The sequence below is a fragment of the Streptomyces sp. NPDC020192 genome (assembly GCF_044388685.1).
Classification (GTDB): Bacteria; Actinomycetota; Actinomycetes; order Streptomycetales; family Streptomycetaceae; genus Streptomyces.
Window position 1 is genome coordinate 495,051 of the sequence record NZ_JBIRXG010000002.1, and the last position, 19,669, is coordinate 514,719.

Annotated in this window: 19 protein-coding genes and 1 pseudogene; 3 read left to right on the forward strand and 17 right to left on the reverse strand. The window is 72.7% G+C overall.

Annotated elements, in window-relative coordinates:
- Window positions 1-225: 225 nt before the first annotated feature.
- From ACH47Z_RS06815 to ppdK, 3 genes and pseudogenes are all read right to left on the reverse strand, one after another.
- Window positions 226-282 (reverse strand): annotated as a pseudogene (locus ACH47Z_RS06815) (hypothetical protein); the annotation flags it as partial.
- 200 nt (window positions 283-482) lie between these two features.
- Window positions 483-932, reverse strand: coding sequence for a pyridoxamine 5'-phosphate oxidase family protein (locus tag ACH47Z_RS06820; RefSeq protein WP_399071252.1), 450 nt, complete (start codon window positions 930-932; stop codon window positions 483-485).
- Between the two features lie 13 nt (window positions 933-945).
- The gene (gene ppdK, locus ACH47Z_RS06825) at window positions 946-3,633 is read right to left on the reverse strand and encodes a pyruvate, phosphate dikinase (RefSeq protein WP_399071254.1); all 2,688 of its coding nucleotides are present in this window, start codon (window positions 3,631-3,633) and stop codon (window positions 946-948) included.
- Window positions 3,634-3,877: 244 nt separating this feature from the next.
- On the opposite strand from ppdK, the gene ACH47Z_RS06830 reads away from it, so the two are divergent.
- On the forward strand, window positions 3,878-5,593 hold the full coding sequence (locus tag ACH47Z_RS06830; RefSeq protein WP_399071255.1) for a GAF domain-containing protein: 1,716 nt from the start codon (window positions 3,878-3,880) through the stop codon (window positions 5,591-5,593).
- 125 nt (window positions 5,594-5,718) lie between these two features.
- Window positions 5,719-6,420 carry a CBS domain-containing protein gene (locus ACH47Z_RS06835; protein ID WP_399071257.1) on the forward strand — a complete coding sequence of 234 codons (702 nt, stop codon included), beginning with the start codon at window positions 5,719-5,721 and terminating at the stop codon, window positions 6,418-6,420.
- A 14-nt stretch (window positions 6,421-6,434) separates the two neighbouring features.
- Here the strand turns inward: ACH47Z_RS06835 and ACH47Z_RS06840 are convergent, their stop codons facing one another.
- Window positions 6,435-7,088, reverse strand: coding sequence for a CBS domain-containing protein (locus tag ACH47Z_RS06840; RefSeq protein WP_399071259.1), 654 nt, complete (start codon window positions 7,086-7,088; stop codon window positions 6,435-6,437).
- A 26-nt stretch (window positions 7,089-7,114) separates the two neighbouring features.
- Entirely contained in the window at window positions 7,115-7,573 is a 459-nt protein-coding gene (locus ACH47Z_RS06845; RefSeq protein ID WP_399071261.1) for a Crp/Fnr family transcriptional regulator, read from the reverse strand.
- A 372-nt stretch (window positions 7,574-7,945) separates the two neighbouring features.
- Here ACH47Z_RS06845 and ACH47Z_RS06850 point away from each other — a divergent pair, with 372 nt between their 5' ends.
- Window positions 7,946-8,440 (forward strand): HPP family protein, encoded by a 495-nt coding sequence (locus ACH47Z_RS06850; RefSeq protein ID WP_399071263.1) that lies wholly within the window; start codon window positions 7,946-7,948, stop codon window positions 8,438-8,440.
- 30 nt (window positions 8,441-8,470) lie between these two features.
- Here ACH47Z_RS06850 and ACH47Z_RS06855 read toward each other — a convergent pair whose 3' ends face one another.
- From ACH47Z_RS06855 to ACH47Z_RS06910, 12 genes are all read right to left on the reverse strand, one after another.
- Entirely contained in the window at window positions 8,471-9,952 is a 1,482-nt protein-coding gene (locus ACH47Z_RS06855) for an NADH-quinone oxidoreductase subunit C (protein ID WP_399071265.1), read from the reverse strand.
- A 5-nt stretch (window positions 9,953-9,957) separates the two neighbouring features.
- The gene (locus ACH47Z_RS06860; protein WP_399071266.1) at window positions 9,958-11,415 is read right to left on the reverse strand and encodes a proton-conducting transporter membrane subunit; all 1,458 of its coding nucleotides are present in this window, start codon (window positions 11,413-11,415) and stop codon (window positions 9,958-9,960) included.
- 32 nt (window positions 11,416-11,447) lie between these two features.
- On the reverse strand, window positions 11,448-12,125 hold the full coding sequence (locus ACH47Z_RS06865) for a hypothetical protein (RefSeq protein WP_399071268.1): 678 nt from the start codon (window positions 12,123-12,125) through the stop codon (window positions 11,448-11,450).
- A complete protein-coding gene (locus ACH47Z_RS06870; protein ID WP_399071270.1) occupies window positions 12,122-13,078 on the reverse strand; it encodes a respiratory chain complex I subunit 1 family protein in 957 nt (318 codons plus the stop codon). Before ACH47Z_RS06870 ends, ACH47Z_RS06865 begins: the two co-directional genes overlap by 4 nt.
- Entirely contained in the window at window positions 13,078-15,111 is a 2,034-nt protein-coding gene (locus ACH47Z_RS06875) for a proton-conducting transporter membrane subunit (RefSeq protein ID WP_399071272.1), read from the reverse strand. Before ACH47Z_RS06875 ends, ACH47Z_RS06870 begins: the two co-directional genes overlap by 1 nt.
- Window positions 15,108-15,626, reverse strand: a complete 519-nt coding sequence (locus tag ACH47Z_RS06880; RefSeq protein WP_399071274.1) for an NADH-quinone oxidoreductase subunit B family protein — start codon at window positions 15,624-15,626, stop codon at window positions 15,108-15,110. The genes ACH47Z_RS06875 and ACH47Z_RS06880 overlap by 4 nt, the downstream gene beginning before the upstream one ends.
- Window positions 15,627-15,763: 137 nt before the next feature.
- Window positions 15,764-16,114 carry an ArsR/SmtB family transcription factor gene (locus ACH47Z_RS06885; protein ID WP_399071277.1) on the reverse strand — a complete coding sequence of 117 codons (351 nt, stop codon included), beginning with the start codon at window positions 16,112-16,114 and terminating at the stop codon, window positions 15,764-15,766.
- A 154-nt stretch (window positions 16,115-16,268) separates the two neighbouring features.
- Window positions 16,269-16,619, reverse strand: coding sequence for a zinc ribbon domain-containing protein YjdM (locus tag ACH47Z_RS06890; RefSeq protein ID WP_399071279.1), 351 nt, complete (start codon window positions 16,617-16,619; stop codon window positions 16,269-16,271).
- 50 nt (window positions 16,620-16,669) lie between these two features.
- Complete coding sequence (locus tag ACH47Z_RS06895; RefSeq protein WP_399071281.1) at window positions 16,670-17,065, reverse strand: anti-sigma factor antagonist; 396 nt, start codon at window positions 17,063-17,065, stop codon at window positions 16,670-16,672.
- A gap of 56 nt (window positions 17,066-17,121) precedes the next feature.
- The gene (locus ACH47Z_RS06900) at window positions 17,122-17,541 is read right to left on the reverse strand and encodes an ATP-binding protein (protein ID WP_399071283.1); all 420 of its coding nucleotides are present in this window, start codon (window positions 17,539-17,541) and stop codon (window positions 17,122-17,124) included.
- On the reverse strand, window positions 17,538-19,274 hold the full coding sequence (locus ACH47Z_RS06905) for a SulP family inorganic anion transporter (protein ID WP_399071285.1): 1,737 nt from the start codon (window positions 19,272-19,274) through the stop codon (window positions 17,538-17,540). The genes ACH47Z_RS06900 and ACH47Z_RS06905 overlap by 4 nt, the downstream gene beginning before the upstream one ends.
- Entirely contained in the window at window positions 19,271-19,612 is a 342-nt protein-coding gene (locus ACH47Z_RS06910; protein ID WP_399071287.1) for an ArsR/SmtB family transcription factor, read from the reverse strand. Before ACH47Z_RS06910 ends, ACH47Z_RS06905 begins: the two co-directional genes overlap by 4 nt.
- Between the last annotated feature and the right edge of the window lie 57 nt (window positions 19,613-19,669).

Below are 19,669 nucleotides of genomic sequence, written 5' to 3' on the forward strand. Positions count from 1 at the left end.
CGGTCGTCGTGACGGCGGATCACGGCACAGGCCGGGGGAACTGTGTGTGCACCTCGAAGACGCCCTGCAGCCCTGTGGCGTGCAGCACCCGCAGGAAGCGCGCGTTGTCCGTGACCAGCCGCAGTCGGCCCTGCCGGGCGAGCACCCGGTTGCGCGCGCGGCACGGACGCGCAGCCCGGCGCAGTCGATGAACGTGACCGGGCGCAGGTCCAGCACCAGGTCGGGCCGCTGGTCCGCGGTGAGGGCGTCCAGCCGTGCCGACAGCGAGGGCGCCGTCAGCATGTCGATCTCGCCGAGCACGGGTACGACGGTCGCTCCGCCAGCCGACCGAGGTGCCACGTGCTCGTCGGCCACGTGCGCCGTGTGGTTCTCGACCACGGGGCGATCGAACCGGGGAAACCGGAGCGGACGGTAGGGCCGTCCGGCCCCGGTCGCCGGTCCGTCCGGGGCACCCGCGCCGCCGAGAGCGGTGTTCTCCCACCTCAGTGGTGTTCTTCGACCGCGCTGGTGAGCAGCACACCCGCGACCAGCTCGGGATGGATGCGGACCGTGTGGTCCATGCCCTGCTGCGGTGCCGACGGGGGCAGCAGAGAGCGGATGCGGGCCAGTTCGTGAGGGTCGGTGACGAGGCTCGCGTACCCCGTGACCACCACGCTCCAGCCGAGGTGGGTGACGGGGTCGATGACATCGGCCTCGTAGGCGACCACCACGCCGGTGTCGTCGGCCGGCCGGCTGTGCGAGGTGAGCGCCGCGCCCTCGTGGGTGCGGATGACGATGTCGCCGTCGTCCAGGATGTGGTGGACCGGGCGGACGACGGGCAGGGCCTGCCGGGTGAAGACGATCCTGCCCAGGGGCACACTGCCGAGCAGCCGCAGCGCCTCGGTCCGGTCGAGCTCCGTGCGGCCGCGTGTCGGATCGTTGTCCTTGATCATGGCTGGACTCCGCTCACCTGCTGTCACTGGTGTCGGTTCTGCCGAGAGTCGCCCGGCCGGCCTCCAGACGGGCCACCGGGACCCGGAACGGCGAACAGGAGACATAGTCGAGACCGACGGTGTGGAAGAAGCGGATCGACTCCGGGTCACCGCCGTGCTCGCCGCACACGCCGGTCTGCAGCTCCGGCCGGACCGCACGTCCCTCCTCGACGGCGATCCGGACCAGCCGGCCCACACCCTCGAGGTCGAGCGTCTCGAACGGCGAGGCGGCGAGAATGCCTCGGTCGAGGTAGGCGGGGAAGAAGGCGGCCTCGACGTCGTCGCGGGAGAAGCCCCAGGTGGTCTGGGTGAGATCGTTGGTGCCGAAGGAGAAGAACTCCGCTTCCTCGGCGATCCGGCCCGCCGTGAGCGCGGCCCGGGGCAGCTCGATCATCGTGCCTACGGGGCAGTGCACGGATACGCCGGTCTCCTCGCCGACCTCGGCCAGCACCCGCGCCACCTCCTCGCGGGCGGGCCGCAGCTCCTCGACCGCCCCGACGAGAGGGACCATGATCTCCGCCCGTGGCGAGCCTCCGGCGCGTACGCGCTCGGCCACCGCCTCGGCCACCGCCCGTACCTGCATCGTCACGAGCCCCGGAACCACGAGCCCGAGCCGGACGCCGCGCAGACCGAGCATCGGGTTGTCCTCGTGCATCCGGTTCACGGCGTCGAGCAACTCCACGTCGTGCGCGTCGACCTGCCTGCCCGTGGCCTCGGCGGCGGCGACGCGTACGGCGAGTTCGGTGCGGTCGGGCAGGAACTCGTGCAACGGCGGATCGAGCAGGCGGATCGTGACGGGCAGGCCGTCCATCGCCCGGAGGATGCCCGTGAAGTCCTGTCGCTGGAGCGGGAGAAGAGCCGCCAGCGCCTCGTCACGGCCCGCGTCGGTACGAGCGAGGATCATCTCCTCGACCAGCTTGCGCCGCTCGCCGAGGAACATGTGCTCGGTGCGGCACAGCCCGACGCCCTGGGCGCCGAACCGCCGGGCCCGCGCCGCGTCCTCGGGCGTGTCGGCGTTGGCCCGCACCTCCAGCCGGCGTACCGAGTCGGCGTGCTCCAGGGCACGGGCCACCGCCGCGACCACGCTGCCGGTCTGCTCGCCGGACTCCAGATACCGCATCGTGGCGGAGGCGACCAGCGGGGCCGCGCCCGCGTACACCGCACCCGTGGAGCCGTCCACCGAGAGGAGGGTGCCCTCCTCGACGACCGTGCCGTCGCGGGCGGTGAAGCACCGCGCGCCGACGTTGACGGCGATGTCCTGCGCACCGCACACGCAGACGCGGCCCATGCCGCGGGCGACGACGGCCGCGTGGCTGGTCTTGCCGCCCCGGCTGGTCAGCACCGCCTGGGCCGCGACCATGCCCGGCAGGTCGTCGGGGGTCGTCTCCTCGCGTACGAGCACCACCCGCTCACCGGAACCGGCACGCCGCACCGCCTCGGCGGAGTCGAACACGGCAGCACCGGCCGCCGCGCCGGGTGAGGCGGGCACGCCGTGGGCGATCGCCGGGCCGGCCTTGCCGGTGTCGAAACGGGGGAACATCAGCCGGCCGAGTTGTTCACCGTGCACCCGGTTCAGGCCCTCGTCGGCCGTGATGAGCCCCTCGCCGACCAGTTCCGCGGCGATGGCGAAAGCCGCCTCGGCGGTGCGTTTGCCGACCCGGGTCTGCAGCATCCACAGCGTGCCGCGCTCGATGGTGAACTCGATGTCGCACAGGTCCCGGTAGTGCCGCTCCAGCGTCTGCGCGTGGTCACGCAACCGCCGGTAGGAGTGCGGATCCAGCCGCGCCAGCTCGGCGAGGGGCACGGTGTCGCGGATGCCGGCGACCACGTCCTCGCCCTGGGCGTTCGGCAGGTAGTCGCCGTACAGGCCCGGCTGTCCGGTGGCCGGGTCGCGGGTGAAGGCGACGCCGCTGCCGGAGTCGGGGCCGAGGTTGCCGAACACCATGCGCTGCACGGTGACGGCGGTGCCCAGGTCGTCCGGGATGTGCTCGCGCCGCCGGTACAGCCGGGCACGCCCGGCGTTCCAGGACCGGAAGACCGCGAGGACCGCCAGCCGCAACTGCTCGGCGGGAGACTGCGGAAAGTCGCGTCCGCTCTCCTCGTGGACGATCCGCTTGTACGTCTCCACGAGCCGGGCGAGGTCGCAGGCGTCCAGGTGGACGTCGTCACGAGCCCCGCGGGCCTCCTTCAACAGGGTCAAGGCCTCGTCGAACAGGGCCGGGTCGACGCCCAGCACGGTGCTGCCGAACATCTGCACCAGCCGGCGGTAGGAGTCCCACGCGAAGCGCTCGTTTCCGGACGCCTTGGCGAGGCCGAGCACGGAGTCGTCGTCGAGTCCGATGTCGAGGACCGTCTCCATCATGCCGGGCATGGAGAAGCGGGCACCGGAGCGGACGGAGACCAGCAGCGGGTCGTCGGGCTGTCCCAGCAGCCGCCCGGTGGCCGTCTCCAGCGCCGACAGGTGCCGGGACACCTCCTCCGCCATGCCGTCCGGCTCCGCACCGGTGGCCAGGAAGGCGCGGCAGGCCTCGGTGGTGACGGTGAACCCCGGCGGCACCGGCAGTCCCAGCCGGGTCATCTCGGCCAGATTGGCGCCCTTGCCGCCGAGCAGGCCGGCCAGGTCCCGGCCGCCGTCCTGGAAGGCGCACACGTAACGGACCATGACGACGCTCCTCCGCCGCGCGGTCTGCGGACGATTCCAGCGTCCGCCGGGACCGGGTGGCCGGGGAGGTGCCCACGGTCCCGCAGACCGGGCCGATCGGCCCTCTGCCGGAGGGTGCCGTGCCGGGCGGTCGCGGCAGAGTGGCCGGTCGAGCTGCTCCGTATACCGCTGCCCGCACGGGCGGGCTACGGTGGAGCCGTCCGCGGATGCCGGGTCCGCGAGCCGAGCGACCGGGAGGCGCACGGTGGGAACCCCCGAGGAGCTGCGCGAACTGCTGCCGCAGCTGAAGCTCGACGAGCTGCTGGGGGAGCTGCAGACCCGGATCGACACCGTCCGCGGCACCCGGGACCGGGTGCACAGCCTGCTCGCAGCGGTCCTCTCCGTCGGCCGGGAACTGGACCTGGAACAGGCCCTGCGCTCCATCGTGGAAGCCGCCGCGACCCTGGTGGACGCCGAGTACGCGGCCCTCGGCGTCATCGGCCCCGACGGCACGACCCTGTCGGGCTTCTACACCGTGGGTGTCAACGCGCGGCAGATCGCCGAGATCGGCCCGCTGCCCGAGGGCCACGGCATCCTCGGCGAGCTGATCCGCCACCCGGAACCCCTGCGCCTGGGAAAGCTCTCCCAGCACCCCTCCTCGTACGGCTTCCCGCCGCGTCACCCGCCGATGAACACCTTCCTGGGTGTCCCGATCCGGGTCCGCGACCAGGTCTTCGGCAATCTGTACCTGACCGAGAAGCGCGGCGGGCTGGACTTCGACGAGGAGGACGAGTCGGTCCTGTCCACGCTGGCCGTCGCCGCCGGCGTCGCCATCGACAACGCCCGCCTGTACGCGGAGGCCCGGCTGCGCGAGCGCTGGCTGCGGGCGAACGCGGAGATCACTCACAGCCTGATGTCCCGCAGCGAGTTCGCCGAGGCACTGGACCTGATCGCCGAACGGGCCAGGGAGATCTCCGGCTCGGCCCTGGCCGCGGTCGCGATGCCCGTGGAGGGCAGTGGGCTGCTCAGTGTGGAGATCGCCGTCGGAGTGGATGCCGAGGCGCACCGGGGGCTGGTGCTGTCCCCGGACCGGACCCTGATGGGACTGGCGTGCTCCGCCGGCGCCCCGGTCACCAGTGACGACATCAACCACGACGAGAGGGTCGCGCCCGAACCCCCGCGCTTCGGGGGGCTCGGCCCCGCCGTGGCCGTCCCCATCGGCACCGGCGAGCACGGTGTGGGCGGGGTGGTGCTGCTGGCCCGCGAGACCGGCCGGCCGGTCTACTCCGGCAAGGAGACGCAGATGCTGCTGGGATTCGCCGCGCAAGCCGCGATCGCGATGGAGCTGGCCGAGCGCCGGCAGGACGCCCAGCGGATCGCCGTCCTGCAGGACCGCGACCGGATCGCCCGCGATCTGCACGACCTGGCCATCCAGCGGCTGTTCGCGACGGGGATGACCCTGCAGAGCGCGGGCCGCTTCATCGAACACCCGGAGGCGTCCGAGCGGGTGCTGCGGGCCGTGGACGACCTGGACGAGACCATCAAGATCATCCGTTCGGCGATCTTCGGCCTGCGGGCCCGCGAGAACGACGTCGGCAGCGGGTTGCGGGCCAGGGTCGTCCAGGTGGCCGGCGAAGCCGCGCGGGTGCTGGGCTTCGCGCCCAGCGTGCGCATGGAGGGCCTGCTCGACACCGATGTGCCGCGCGAGATCGCCGACCATGTCGTGGCCGTGCTCTCGGAGGCCCTGACCAACATCGCCCGGCACGCGCACGCCGACCGCGCCGACGTGGCGCTGACCACCGACGGCCGTGAGATACGCCTGAAGGTCGCGGACAACGGCGTCGGCATCCCGGCCGACGGCCGGCGCAGCGGGCTGCGCAACATGGCCGAGCGGGCGCAGCAGCTCGGCGGGCGGCTGGAGGTCACCGGTGCCGCGAGCGGGGGCGCCGTACTGGAGTGGCACGTTTCGCTGCCCGAGTAAGCGGCCCCGCACGGGGTGGCGGGGCCGACGGGGGTGGTGTCTCGGGCCCACTCGGCCCATGACGCCGACGGTCCGGGGACGCAGCCTGAAGGTGTCCGACGGCAGCCGAGCCCTTGGGGGACGCCATGAACGGCACTCCGATCGTCGTGAACGACGTGATGGCCCATCGGGTTGTCGCCCTGCGTACCGGCGCGGTCTTCAAGGACATAGTGAAGGCCATGGGGGAGTGGCGGGTCAGCGCCCTGCCGGTACTGGACGACGCCGGCGTGGTCGTGGGTGTGGTCTCCGAGGCCGATCTGCTGCCCAAGGAGGAGTACAGCGACGGAGGCATCGGGCGGTACGCGCAGCTGGGGCACCTGGTCGACGTACAGAAGGCGGAGGCGGTGACCGCGGGCGAGCTCATGACCGCCCCGGCCGTCACCGTGCGGCCCGACGCCACTCTCGCCCACGCCGCCCGCATCATGGCCCGCACCAGGGTCAAGCGGCTGCCGGTCGTCGGCCGCGACGGCACCCTGAAGGGCATCGTCAGCCGCTCCGACCTGCTGAAGGTCTACCTGCGCGACGACGCCGACATCGCCGAGGAGGTGCGGCGCGAGATCGTCGTACGGCTCTTCGGCCCGTACTCCGACGCGATCCGGGTCGAGGTGCACGACGGCGTCGTCGCCCTCTCCGGGCACGTCCGCGAGACCGTCCTGATCCCGCTGGCCGCCCGGCTCGCCCGGGCCGTGCCGGGCGTGGTCGACGTGGAGTGCGCCGTGACCGCCCCGCCCCGCCGGCCGAGCCTCCACCCCGCTTCACCCGGTGCCGGCCGGGCCCGAAAGGCCTGAGGGGGAACCGGATCTCATGTCTCCCCGGTCGCGGTGAGCCGGCAGTCGACGCCCACCACGCCCTCGACGCCATGTATGAGCCGGGTGGCGAGCGGTATCCGGGCGGCGTCCTTGACGCGCCCGGTCAGCGTCGCCACGCCGTCGGTGACCGTGATGTGCACGGGCTCGACCGGCGCCGGGAACAGTACGTCGACGATGTCACGCCGGATCTCGTCGGCCAGGGCGTTGTCCGAACGCAGGAACACCTTCAGCAGGTCCCCCCTGCTGACCACGCCCTCGAGCACGCCTTCGGCGTTCACCACGGGCAGCCGTTTGACGTGCCGCAGCGCCATGATGCGCGCCGCCTCGGCGAGCGTGGCGTCGGCGTGCACGGTGACGGCCGGCGTGCTCATGAGCTCCTCGGCGGTCACCGCCCCCGCCTTGGCCAGGTCGGACAGCCGGCGCTGCCGGGTGAGCCGGTCCGGATCGGTGCCCCGGAACTCCTCCTTGGGCAGCAGATCGGCCTCGGAGACGAGCCCGATCACCCGGCCGTCGCCCTCCAGCACGGGCAGGGCACTGACCTGCCACTGCTCCATACGCTCGACCATGTCCTTGAACTGAGCCCTGCGGCCCACGGCGACGGCGGCACGCGACATCACGTCACTCACTCGGTGCGGGCTGCCCTCCATGCTCTCCTCCTCACTGGGCCGCGTGGTCACACCGGACCGCCGCTGCCGTAAGGGGCGTACAGGTCGAGCAGCCGGATCCGGGAGGCGTGCAGTCGCTGGGCGACCACCTGGCCGACCCAGACCGCGATCGCCCGGCCGAACTCGGCGTCCTCGGCGCACAGACGCCGGACCGCCTCGGCATCGAACTGCCAGGCCCGCACGGGGCTCATCGTCTCGGCGCCCAGGTGCCACAGGTGCGGCGGGAAGTGCCAGGACCAGCCGATGAGTTCGCCGTTCCCGAGCGTCTCGATCACGGCGGGCCGGCGGCCGGGCACGTGCAGGTCGAGGGCGACGGTGCCGGTGCGCACGATCCAGAACCGGTCGGCGCGCCGCCCCTCCTCGAACAGGCGGGACCCGGCCTCGAAGGAGACCTCGTGGGCGAGGCACATCAGCCGTTCGCGGTGCGCGGGCTTGAGCGCCGCGCCCACGGTGGTGGTGGAGGTCATCACACCGGCTCCCTTCATGGCGTGTACCCCCAGCCTGGTCGTGTCCGCTGCCCGGCACCACGGGCCGCCAGGACCCGGCCCGGGGCCCTTCGGCCCACGTCACGGCCAGGTCGGCGGCGGCGAGGTGCTCCAGCAGCAGCGTGCCCACACCCCGGTGGTGCCGGCCGTCCGCCACGGCCGACGCGGGCGCTGTGCCGTCGGCCGGACATGGGGCCAACGGCGTGCACCGAGGCCATGCGGCCCATGACAGAGGGCGCCCCGGCGGACGAGCGTGGAAGAGCAGGGGGCGCGCTGCCGGCCCGCCGGCGACGTACGACGCGGTGCCCCCACGTGGATCACCCGACCCGGGCGCCCGGCACAAGGAGGGCAGTCGTGAACGAGCAACCCGTGGTGCGAAGTCTGATGGACGCCGCCCCGTACGCGATCAGTGAGGACGAGAGCGTGCTGATGGCCTGGGAGGTCATGGAGAGGTCCGGGCAGCGTGAACTCCCGGTGGTCCGCGGGGACGGCTGCTGCGCCGGACTCCTGGACCGCGCCGAACTCGCCGTGGTCTGCGCCGCCGCCGCCACGACACTGTCCCGTCACCGGGTGCGCGACCTCGTGCACGCCCGCCGGACCGTCACGGTCCACCCCGAGGACTCGGTGCCGCGCGCGGCGGCCATGATGACGCAGGAGCACCTCGACGCCCTGCCGGTCACGGACGCGCACGGGCGGCTGATCGGTCTGCTGACGGCCCGGGACTACGTCGCCTCCGCGGCGGGCCTGCCCAGCGGCGCCGAGCCCGCCGGCCAGGGCCCCGCACGGGCGAGCCTGCCCGGACTGCCGCCGCGCCGCGCCGCACGGAACCTCGGAATCGTGATTCCGTAGCGCTGACTCTCGCGCTCCTGGAAGAGGAGCTCAGAGATCGTTGCCGGCGTAGGACAGGTTGAAGCTCTTGTTGGTCAGCGGGAAGTCCGGGACGATCGTGTCCGCCAACGCGACCGGCAGGGCAGGCCAGTTGAAGAAGGACGGGTCGACCGGTTTGACCCGGGCCAGGGTGCCGTCGGCGGCGAGTTCGACGCGGGTGGCGATGGTGCCGCGCCATCCCTCCACCAGACCCACACCGGTACGAGGTCCCGCGCCGGGCGCCGGTGACGGCGCCGGGACGGCTCGCGGGGCGGTGAGGCCGTCGGCCAGGTGCTCGATGAGGGCGAGGGAGGTGTCGATCTCCTCGGCGCGGACCAGGAAGCGGGCCAGGACGTCACCGCCGGTGTGCACGGGAACGCCGAGCGGTGTGCCGTAGTCGGTGAACGGATGCGCGACGCGGGCATCGTGGGCGAGGCCGCTGGCGCGGGCGACGTAACCGAGGCAGCCGATCTCCCGTGCGGCGCCGGTCCGCAGGACGGCGGTGCCGGTGAAGCGGTCGCGGACGGTGGAGTGGCCGAGGGCGAGGCCGGTGATCTCGCGGATGTCCGCGCCGATCGCCTTCAGACGTCGTACATCCGGAACGGAACGGAGTACGGCGCCGCCCGGTACGACTCCGCCGCGCAGCAGGCGGTGGCCAGTGGTCTCCCGGTTGAGGCGCAGGAGTTGTTCGCGGATGCGCTGGGCGTGGGCGTTGAGGATGCCGTGGCCGGCGTCGTTGCAGAGCATGCCGAGGTCGGCCACGTGGTTGTGGATCCGCTCCAGTTCCAGCAGCAGGGCCCGGGCACGGCGGGCTTCGGCGGGTACGTCGGTGCCGGCGGCCTCTTCGACGGCCAGGCAGTAGGCCAGGGCGTGGCCGACGGCCGTGTCGCCGCTGATGCGTTCGGCCAGTGGCAGACCGCCGGCGATCGTGCGGCCCTGGAAGAGTCTCTCGATGCCTTTGTGGACGAACCAGAGGCGGGCCTTGAGCTTGAGGATGGTCTCGCCGACGACGGAGAAGCGGAAGTGACCGGGCTCGATGAGCCCTGCGTGCACCGGGCCGACCGGGATCTCGTACACGCCGTCGCCCTCGACCTCCAGGAAGGGATAGGGGCCTTCCTGTTCCCCGAAGGGCGGCGGAGGCCCGGCGTCGGGGTGCATCGGGTACCAGCCGCGGGGCCAGTGGAAGTGCCGGACGAGGCGATGGGGCAGGGGATGGCCGAGCGGGACGATGCCGAACAGGTCGCGCATCTCGCGTTCGAACCGGCCTGCGGGGAACGAGAGATGGGCGAGCGTCGGCAGTTCGGGCCGGTCCGGGTCGAGGCGGACGTGCAGTTCGGTGCGGGTGTCGGGCGGGCCCGCCGCGAACAGGTACACCACGCGGATGCCGTGCTCGTCGTGGTGGGGGGCGACGAGGGCGAGGCGGTGCCCGCCGGTCAGTAACTCCTCGAAGCGGCACGGCAGTTCACTGGCACTGATCTCTTCTGTGGTGCGCATCGGGGTCAGCGGCCTCCGATCGCCCGGGCGGCGGCGTGCAGCAGGTCGGTGAGGGGGCCGGTGGCGGTGCCCAGGGCGGCGCAGGCGACCAGGCCGAGGGCCAGTGGCCAGATCCCCGGCTCCGCTCGGCCCGAGGGCCGGGACGGTGCGGGGCCGAGGAGCATCCGTGCGGTGCGGGCGGCCAGCGCGGCGAAGGCGGCGAGGACCAGCAGCAGGGCCCCGGAGGTCGCCCAGGCCAGCCCGGTTCCGGCGGCGAAACCCGCGCGGGCGATGCCGAGTTCGGAGGCGAAGAGGCTGAACGGCGGGAAGGCCGTCAGCGCCACCACCGCGCACCCGAACACCCCGCCCACGGCCGGCGCCCGGGCGAGCAGGCCACGAACCCGGCCGATCCTGGTGGTACCCGTCAGCTGGAGGATGCGGCCGGCCGTGCAGAAGGCGGCCGACTTGGCGAGCCCGTGGCCGGCGATGTGCAGCAGGGCGGCGGACAGGGCGAGGGGGCTGCCGATCGCCGCCGCCAGGGCGATCAGACTCATGTGTTCCATGCTGGAGTAGGCGAGCATCCGCTTGTGGTCGCGCTGGGCGAGCAGCAGCCCGGTGGCAAGAGTGAGGGTGAGCAGGGCCATTCCGGCGAGCAGGACGCGGGTGAAGTCGGCGCCGAGGGCGGCGTCGGCGATGACCCGGTAGCGCAGGATCGCGGCGAAGGCGACGGACAGCAGCACCCCCGACATGAGCGCGGAAACGGGTGCGGGGGCCTGGCTGTGGGCGTCGGGCAGCCAGGCGTGCAGCGGGATCAGGCCGGCCTTGGCGCCGAAGCCGAGGACGACCAGGGTGATGCCGAGCCGGCTGACCGCCGGGTCGAGCCGGTCGGCGCGGGCGACCAGGGTGGGCCAGTCCAGGGCCCAGGCCTCGGCGATGCCGGCCTGCCGGGCCGCGTAGTAGATCAGCACGGTGCCGAGGAAGGCCAGCGCGATACCGGCCGAGCAGATCACCACGTACTTCCAGGCGGCCTCCACCGAGGTACGGGTACGGCGGTGGCCGACGAGGAAGGCGGTGACGATCGTGGTGGCCTCGACGGCGACCCACAGCACACCGAGGTTGGCGGCCATGACGGCCAGGCACATCGCGGCCAGGAACGCCTGCACGAGGAGGTGGTAGCGCCGCAGCGTACGTTCGCTCGCCCGTCCGGCCGTGCGTTCGCCCGCGAGGTACGCCGGCGCCGACCCGCAGGCGATGAGGGCGACGGCGCCGATGACGAGCAGCATCCATGCGGTCAGGGCATCGGCGCGCAGCAGCCCGGAGCAGGCGGAGACGGGACCGTTGCCGAGGACGTCCGCCGCCAGCAGGCCGCCGCACAGCAGGATCGCGCAGGGCGGGAGAAGCCCCGGCCAGGCGGCCGCACACGGCTGGGGGAGAAGCGCATACGCGGCGGCGACCAGCAGCGGCGCGGCGACAGGGGTGAGCAACAGCGGTGCGGCCCCTCCTGGTAGATACGGCATCAGTCGTGCAGCTCCCGCAGGTCGTCGATGTCGGTCGTGCCGAACGCGTCCCGCATCCGCGTGGTGAGGATCTGCAGCACCAGGACCGCGAGCAACACGTCGAAGGAGACGCCGAGTTCGACGATCAGCGGCACACCGGAGGTGGCCAGGAAGGCGGTGGCGGTGATGCCGTTGTCCAGCAGCAGGAAGCCGACCACCTGGGCCGGCGCGCGCCTGCGGGTGACCAGGACGAAGAAGCCGATCAGAACGACGGCCAGACCCACCGGCAGGGCATGCGTGGCCGGCGTCGGGTCCAGCTGGGTCAGGGGCCGGCTGACCGCGTAGGCGAGCAGGGTCAGCAGTGCCGCGGTGAGCAGCGAGGCGGCGACATTGACCAGGGGCTGCGTCTCGCGGACCTCTTCGCCGCCGCGGCCACCGGCCGGCGCGGCCAGCGCGCGTCGCGTCAGATACGGCAGGACGCCCGACCTCAGCATCCCCAGGGCGATGCCCACGGCGGTCAGGTCCCCTCGTTCCTGGCGCGCGCCGAGCAGCACCACGATCGCGGCCAGGGCGACGCCCTGGAGGGCGAGGGCCCGGACGATCGCGGCGAGTTCGTGCCGCCACAGCACGAGCACGGCCGCCAGCAGGAAGGCACCGCAGGACAGGTCGAGGAGCTGGGTGTACAGACCGCCGCTCATGACGCTCCGTTCAGGAAGTACGACGCGGTCACCGCCAGCAGCGCCAGCAGGAAGGACCCCGCGAGCAGTTCCGGCACCCGGAACAGACGGATCTTGGCCCAGAACACCTCGGCCGCCGCGAGGACCGCCCCCAGCACGGCCATCTTCACCGCGAACAGCACCAGCGCCACCACGAGAGCGGCCCAGGAGAGGCTGATGGCGATGCCCCACGGCACGAACAGCGAGGACAGCAGGCCGAGCAGCAGGGTCAGCCGCATCTGCGCGCCGAGTTCGACCAGCGCGAGATCGGGCCCGGCGTACTCCAGCACCATCGCCTCATGGATCATGGTCAGTTCGAGGTGGGTGGAGGGGTTGTCGACCGGGATCCGGCCGGTCTCCGCGAGCACCGCCACCGCGAGCGCGGCCACGGCCAGCAGCCCGGCCGGGGAGGAGAGACGAACCGGCTGGTGGATGGCGCCGGAGACGATCGCGGGGACGTTGGTCGTCCCGGCAGGCGTCGACAGCGCGAACACCGACAGCAGCAGAGTCGGCTCCACCAGGGAGGCGACCGTCATCTCCCGCGAGGCGCCCATTCCGCCGAACGCGGTGCCCGTGTCCAGCCCGGCCAGGGCAAGGCCGATCGTGCCGAGCGAGATCAGCGCCACCACGACGATCAGGTCCGCGTGCCCGCTCACGGGGGTGTCCGTGGACAGCAGCGGCAGCAGCGCGGCGGCCACGACGGTGGTGGCGGCCAGCAGGGCAGGGGCGGCGCGGAAAGCGGGCCCGGTCCCCACCGGCGTCACGGGTTCCTTGCGCAGCAGCTTGCGCACATCGCGCCAGGGCTGAAGCACTCCGGCCCCGGCCCGCCCCTCCAGACGGGCCCGGACCTGCCGCATCCACCCGGTCAGCAGCGGCGCCCCGGCCGCCACGACCGTGACCTGGCCGGCGACGGCCACATACCCGAGTCCGTTCATCACCAGCCCACCACCAGTGCCAGCAGCAGGACGACCAGCCCGGCGAAGCCGTAGCCGAGATACAGGTGCACACTGCCACCCGCCAGCATGCGGGCCGCCTGCCCCGCGCCGGACAGCGCGCGCAGCACCGGGTCGTACAGACGGTGCTCGATCCGGTCGGGCACCCGGTGCTGAAACCGGACCCGTCGCACCAGGTACGCCGACTCCCGTGTGAAGGTGACGTCCACGCGCTGCTCCGGGGCGAGCACATCGTCGAAGACGCGCTGCAACGGCTCGGCGAACGAGGTCGCCGTGCACGTCATGCGCGGTGTCGGAGCCCCGCCCCCGCAGTCCCACAGCCGGGCGTCCGTCCGGCGCCGGCGGCGGCCGCAGAGCCGGGGCAGCCCGGTGGCGAGCAGGATCCCGGCCGTGAGGGCGGCCACCACCCACAGCGGGGACAGCGATGCGGAGATCCCGGTCAGCCGGACCTCGAGCCCGCCGCCCCCGAGCGCCCCGCTGCCCGGCAGCCCGGCCGCGCCGACGGCCCGGTCGAGCCCGCCTCCCAGCAGTCCCGGCACCACCGCCAGCGTCACGGTCCCGGCGCCGAGCAGAGCCATCCCGGCGAGCATCAGCGGCGGCGCCTCCCGCGCGGACGCCGCCCGCTTGTCGCGGGGCCGGGCGAAGAAGCCGACACCGAGGGCCTTCACGAAGACGGCCGCCGCGATGCCGGCCGACAACGCGATCAGAGCCACCGACAGGGGCAGCACCACCGCGACCGCGACCCCGGGCACCTCCAGGCCGTGGATCAGGGACTGCAGAAGCAGCCACTCGCTGATGAAACCGTTGCCGGGCGGCAGCGCCACCGCGCCGAGCGCGGCCAGCGCGAAGAAGGCGGCGGTGACAGGCATCCGGGAACGCAGCCCGCCGAGCCGGTCCAGATCGCGCAGGCCGGTGGACCGTACGACGGAACCGGCCGCGCAGAACAACAGGGCCTTGAACGCGGCATGGTTGACCACATGCAGCAGCGCCGCCGCCAGCGCCAGCGCGGCCAGCGGCCGGTCGCCATGGGCCGCGAACAACCCGCAGGCGCCGACACCGACGAGGACCAGGCCCATGTTCTCGCTGCTCGAGTACGCCACCAGCCGCTTCAGGTCGGACGCCATCGCCGCCTGGAGGACGCCGTACACGGCGCTCGCCCCGCCCACCGCCAGCAGTCCCAGCCACCACCACGCCGGACCGCCCCCGAGCAGATCGAGCGCGGTGCGCACCAGGCCGTAGATGCCCAGGTTGACCATGGCGGCGCTCATCAGCGCCGCAACGGGGCCGGGGGCCTCGGGATACGCCCGCGGCAGCCAGGCGTGCAGCGGCACCGCGCCCGCCTTCGAGGTGAACGCCGGCGCCACCAGCACGAACACCAGCCCGCGCACGGCCGGCGAGATGCCGTGTGCGCCGGCCCGCAGCGCGGCGAAGCTCTCCCCGCCCGCCTGCGCGGCGAACAGCGCGAACCCGGCCAGCAGCAGCACCAGCCCCAGGTGGGTCATCACCGCGTACCAGACGCCCGCTTGCCGCACCGAGGCACGGTCCCGGTGCTCGGCCGACACCAGCAGCAGCGAGCCGAGCGCCGACACCTCCCACAGCAGCAGGAACGTGGACACCGACGCCGCCATCGGCACCAGCAGCAGGCTGAGCGCGAACAGCGGCAGCACCGCCTGCGACGTCCGGGAACCAAGCCCGTGAGCGCCGTGCCCGGCCGCGTACCCGATGCCGTACACCGCCACCGCGGCTACGACGGCCCCCGCCACCGCTGTGAAGAGACCCGCGAACGCGTCCACCGCGACATGTGCCCCGGCGAGCGGCACCAGCCCTGGGTAGACGGCCTCCCAGCGGCTTCCGCCCAGTGCGGCCACACCCGCAGCGACGCCGGCCACCCCGACACCGGCCGTCAGCACTCCGACGACCGGCACCCGCGGCCGGTACGGCAGCGCGAGACCCGCCAGCGCCCCCGCACCGCCCAGCACGGTGGCCGTTGCGAGGGCGGCCGGAATCGCGCTCACCGTCCGGTCACTGTCCTGAGCGCCGCCACGATCGCCGTCGGCTCCGGCGGGCACCCCGGCACCGTCAGATCCACCGGTACGACGTCGGCGACCGCGCCCTCGACGCCGTGCCCGCCGGCGAACTCCCCGCGGTCGACCGCGCAGTCACCGACCGCGACCACCAGCCGCGGTGCGCTCATCGCGGCGACCGTGCGGCGCAGCGGTTCGGCCATGTTCCGGGTCACCGGTCCGGTCACCAGCGCCACGTCCGCGTGCCGCGGTGAGGCCACCAGCCGCGCCCCGTACCGCTCGGCGTCGTACACCGGGCCGAAGGCCGCGGCGATCTCGATCTCGCAGCCGTTGCAGGAACCCGCGTCGACACAGCGCACCTGCGCCGAACCGCGCAACTGCCGTGCCGGCTCGGGTACTTCGCCCGCCGGGCGCGGCGATGGGGGTCCCCCCGCGCGAGCGAAGCCGAGCGTGGGGGAGGGTTCGGCGATCCGGCCGGTGGTCCGGATCTTGCGCAACAGGCCCATGAACCTCTCCGTACGGGTGGTGAGGACTTCCGCCTGTGACAAACAAGGCGACCCATGGTCGGAGTTACGAGGCTTTTCCTGTGTTTTGCCTAGTTTCAGGAGGCTTTGCCCCTCCTGTAGCTCTTCGATGCCCGCCGCTACGACGGCGTTTTCCCCTCCGGCTGAGCTGCCCGCAGGTCGGCGAGCAACTCAGCCTGCCCTGCCAGTACGCCGGAGAGGATCGAGCGGGCCACCCGCAGCAGTTCCGCGACCTCGGGGCTGGCCAGGGAGTAGTACACGTTCGACCCTTCCTTGCGGGTCCGTACCAGGTTCGCCCGGCGCAGCACCGCCAGCTGCTGGGACAGGTGCGCCGGCTCGATGCCCACCTCGGGCAGCATCTCCGCGACCGCGTGTTCGCGTTCGCTCAGCAGCTCCAGGACGCGGATGCGGGCCGGGTGGCCGAGGGTTTTGAAGAACTCGGCCTTCAGCTGGTACAGCGGCGCACTCACCGTGCCCTCCTCTCCCCGGCAGGGCACGGCCCGGCCGGCCGGGGCACTCGGCATCGCATCCATCCACTCGTGAAGAACATGCGATCCATCCTCGCGTGTGGCACGGGCAGAGCCGAACTCAGCACCCGACCGCAGGCCCGGCGGCAGAACCGGTTCAGACCTTCTTGACCACGCTGGACTTCAGCTGCATGGCGCCGAATCCTTCGATCTTGCAGTCGATGTCGTGACCGTCCGTGCCGTCGACGAGCCGGATGTTGCGCACCTTGGTGCCGGCCTTGATCCCGGTCGGACTGCCCTTGACCTTGAGGGTCTTCACCACGGTGACGGTGTCGCCGTCGGCGAGCACGTTGCCGACCGAGTCCTTGACGACCCTGTCCCCGCCGGCGTCGGCGGACGCGGCGGACGGCGACCACTCGTGGCCGCACTCGGGGCAGACGAGGAGGGCGCCCATCTCATACGTGTACGTGCCGGAGCACTCGGGGCAGGCGGGAAGATTGTCACTCATGGGACCAGTGTCTTTCTTTCGGTGAGCCGATACGAAACGTGATGCTGATGTCAGGCGGACCAGCCGTCGGTGCGCCACTCCTGCCGGCTCGTCTGCGGTGCCGACGGTTCGCGGCCGTGGGCGGCGAGGGCGGTGGTCAGGTCGCAGTGCACCGGGATCTGCGGACAGTCGGCGGCGGGGACCAGTGAGCCGTCGGCGGGGATGGCGGCCAGCTCCAGGCTCCGCCCGGAACCGACGAGGCGGCGCGCCGCCTCGGTGATGGCCAGCTGGCCCTCGGCGGACCAGCCGCGCAACTCGGTCAGGTCCAGGACGACCGGCCCGGTGCCGCGGGCGACGACCCAGCCGATCGCGCCGGTGAAGCGGTGTACCGCGTCCGGGCCGAGATACCCGGCGACGGAGAGGACGCCGAGATCCTGCTCGATGGTGTAGCGCCAGTCGATGGTCATGGGGATGGAACTTCCTCGTACTGCTGTGGTCGTACTGCTGCGGGTCAGGGCCGGGGTCATAGGGGCAGCGTGATCCAGACGGTCTTGCCCTCGCCGTCGGCGTCGCGTCGTACGACCGCGGTCCCGCCCCGGCCGAGGACGAGCTCCATCACGGTGGCGAGGCCGCCGGTACCGGGGGCGGACGTGTACAGCGGGGGCTGACGGGGGTGACGGTCGTGGACGCCGAAGGCCAGGCAGTCCCGGCCGGCGGCGTAGACGACGGTGAGCTGCGGGGAGAGGACGGCGGCGTGCCGGACGCTGTTGGTGACCAGTTCGCTCAGGATCAGCAGGGCCGGACCCACGGTCGGGTGCCGCAGTCCGATGCCCCACTCCGTCAAGGTCTGTTCAGCGGTCTCGCGGGCCACACGGACGGCTGACGGTTCGGTGGGCAGGGTGAGCACGTGCCGGTGCGGCAGCGCTTCCAGCTGCGTGCTCATCGGGCCGGTTCCTCGCTGGTGCCGGCGCCCTTCGGGCTCGTCCTCTGCGCCGGGACGACGGGCAGGACACCGGCCGTCTCCAGGTGGTCCCGGGCGGCCTGGATCGCCTCGGGCGTGGTGGCGTACTCGCGGCCCTCGTGCCGCAGCAGATCGAGGGCGCCGACGGAGTCGAGGACCTGGCGCCGGCCCGGACGTAGGCCGGAGGCCAGGACGAGGATGCCGCGCCGGTTGAGCTTCTCCACGGCGTCCTTGAGGACGAGGGCGCCGGTGGCGTCCACCGTGGACACCCGCGACATCCGCAGGATCACGACCCGTACGTCGGCGACCTCGGTCAGCTCCAGCAGGAAGCGGTGCGCGGTGGCGAAGAACAGCGGTCCGTCGATGCGGTAGGCGACGATGTGCTCGCCGAGCAGCGCGTGCTCCTCTGCGGTGTGATCCCCCCGGTCGAGCGGTACCTGGTCGAAGCGGGCCTGCTTGGCCACCGCGCGCAGGGCCAGGGCTCCGGCGACGACCAGGCCGATGATCACCGCGTACACCAGGTCCAGCGCCAGCGTCGCCGCCGCGGTGAGGGCGAGTATCACCGCGTCCGACCGCGTCGCCTTCGCCATCGCCTTCAGCGAGCCGACCTCGACCATGCGGATCGCGGTGGCCAGCAGGACACCCGCCAGCGCCGCCAGCGGGATCTTCGACACCAGGGGCGCCGCGGCGAAGACGATCACCGCGAGGACGGCGGCGTGGGTGAGGGCGGCCAGCCGGGAACCCGCACCCGTGCGGACGTTCACGGCGGTCCGGGCGATGGCTCCGGTGGCCGGGACACCGCCGAACAGCGGGGCGGCGATGTTGGCCAGACCCTGGCCGAGCAGCTCCCGGTCCGGGTCGTGCCGCTGTCCCACCGTCATCGCGTCGGCGGCGGCCGCGGACATCAGCGACTCCAGCGCGGCCAGCGCGGCCACCGCCACGGCCGGGGCGAGCAGTGAGCCGAGCGCGTCGGGATGGAAGAAGGAGAGGGAGGGCGCGGGCAGCCCCGCGGGCAGGTCGCCGATCGGCTTCGCGTCCAGGTGGGCGACCTGAGCCACGACCGTGGCGGCGATCACCGCGACGATGGAGAACGGCACGGTCGGCCGCCACCGGGCACCCGCCAGCATGAGCACGACCACGGCGACCGCGAGAGCGACGGCGGTCCAGTTCGGCGCCTTGACGAACTCCTCGACCGCGCGCCAGGTGATGACGAGCACCTTGTCGCCCTCGGGCTTGGGCACGCCGAGCGCGTTCGGCACCTGCTGGAGCCCGATCACGCAGGCGATACCGAGCGTGAAGCCCTCGATCACGGGCGCCGGCACGTACCGCATATAGCGCCCGGCCCTGAGCAGGGCGAGGGCGACGAGCATGACGCCGGCCATCAGCCCCACCATGAGTACGGCGGTCGGACCGTACTGGGCGACGATCGGTACGAGGACCACCGTCATCGCACCGGTCGGCCCCGACACCTGAAGATTCGACCCACCGAACACGGCGGCCAGCGCACCGGCGACCACCGCGGTCGCCAGACCCGCCTCGGCACCGAGTCCGGAGGACACCCCGAAACCGAGGGCGAGTGGCAGCGCCACGATCGCCACGGTGAGCCCGGCGATCAGGTCCCGGCGCGGATCGCGCCGTATCTGAGCCAGATCGGAGCGAGAGGGCAGCAGCGAGGTGATCCGGGTCAGGACCGCACGGGCGGCAGAGGTGCTCATCGGGTGGTGACCTCGGCTTCCCGCAGCTCGGCCAGCAGTTCGTTCCGCCCGGCGAGCATCTCGGTCAGGATCCGGCGCGCGGCCTTCATCAGGTCGGCGACGTCACCGCCCGCCAGCTCGTAGACGACGGTCGAGCCCTCGCGGGTGGACGTGACGATTCCCGAGCGGCGCAGCACCGCCAGCTGCTGGGACAGACCGGACGGCTCCACCTCGATGGCGGCCAGCAGATCCCGCACCGGCGTCGGCCCGTCCTGCAACAGCTCCAGCACCCGGATCCGCACCGGGTGCCCCAGCATCCGGAAGAACTCCGCCTTCGCCTGATACAGCGGAACCGACACGACCCCTCAGCTTCCCTCACAGAGCCCCGCTCAGGGGCGTACGTACAGACGCTGTGC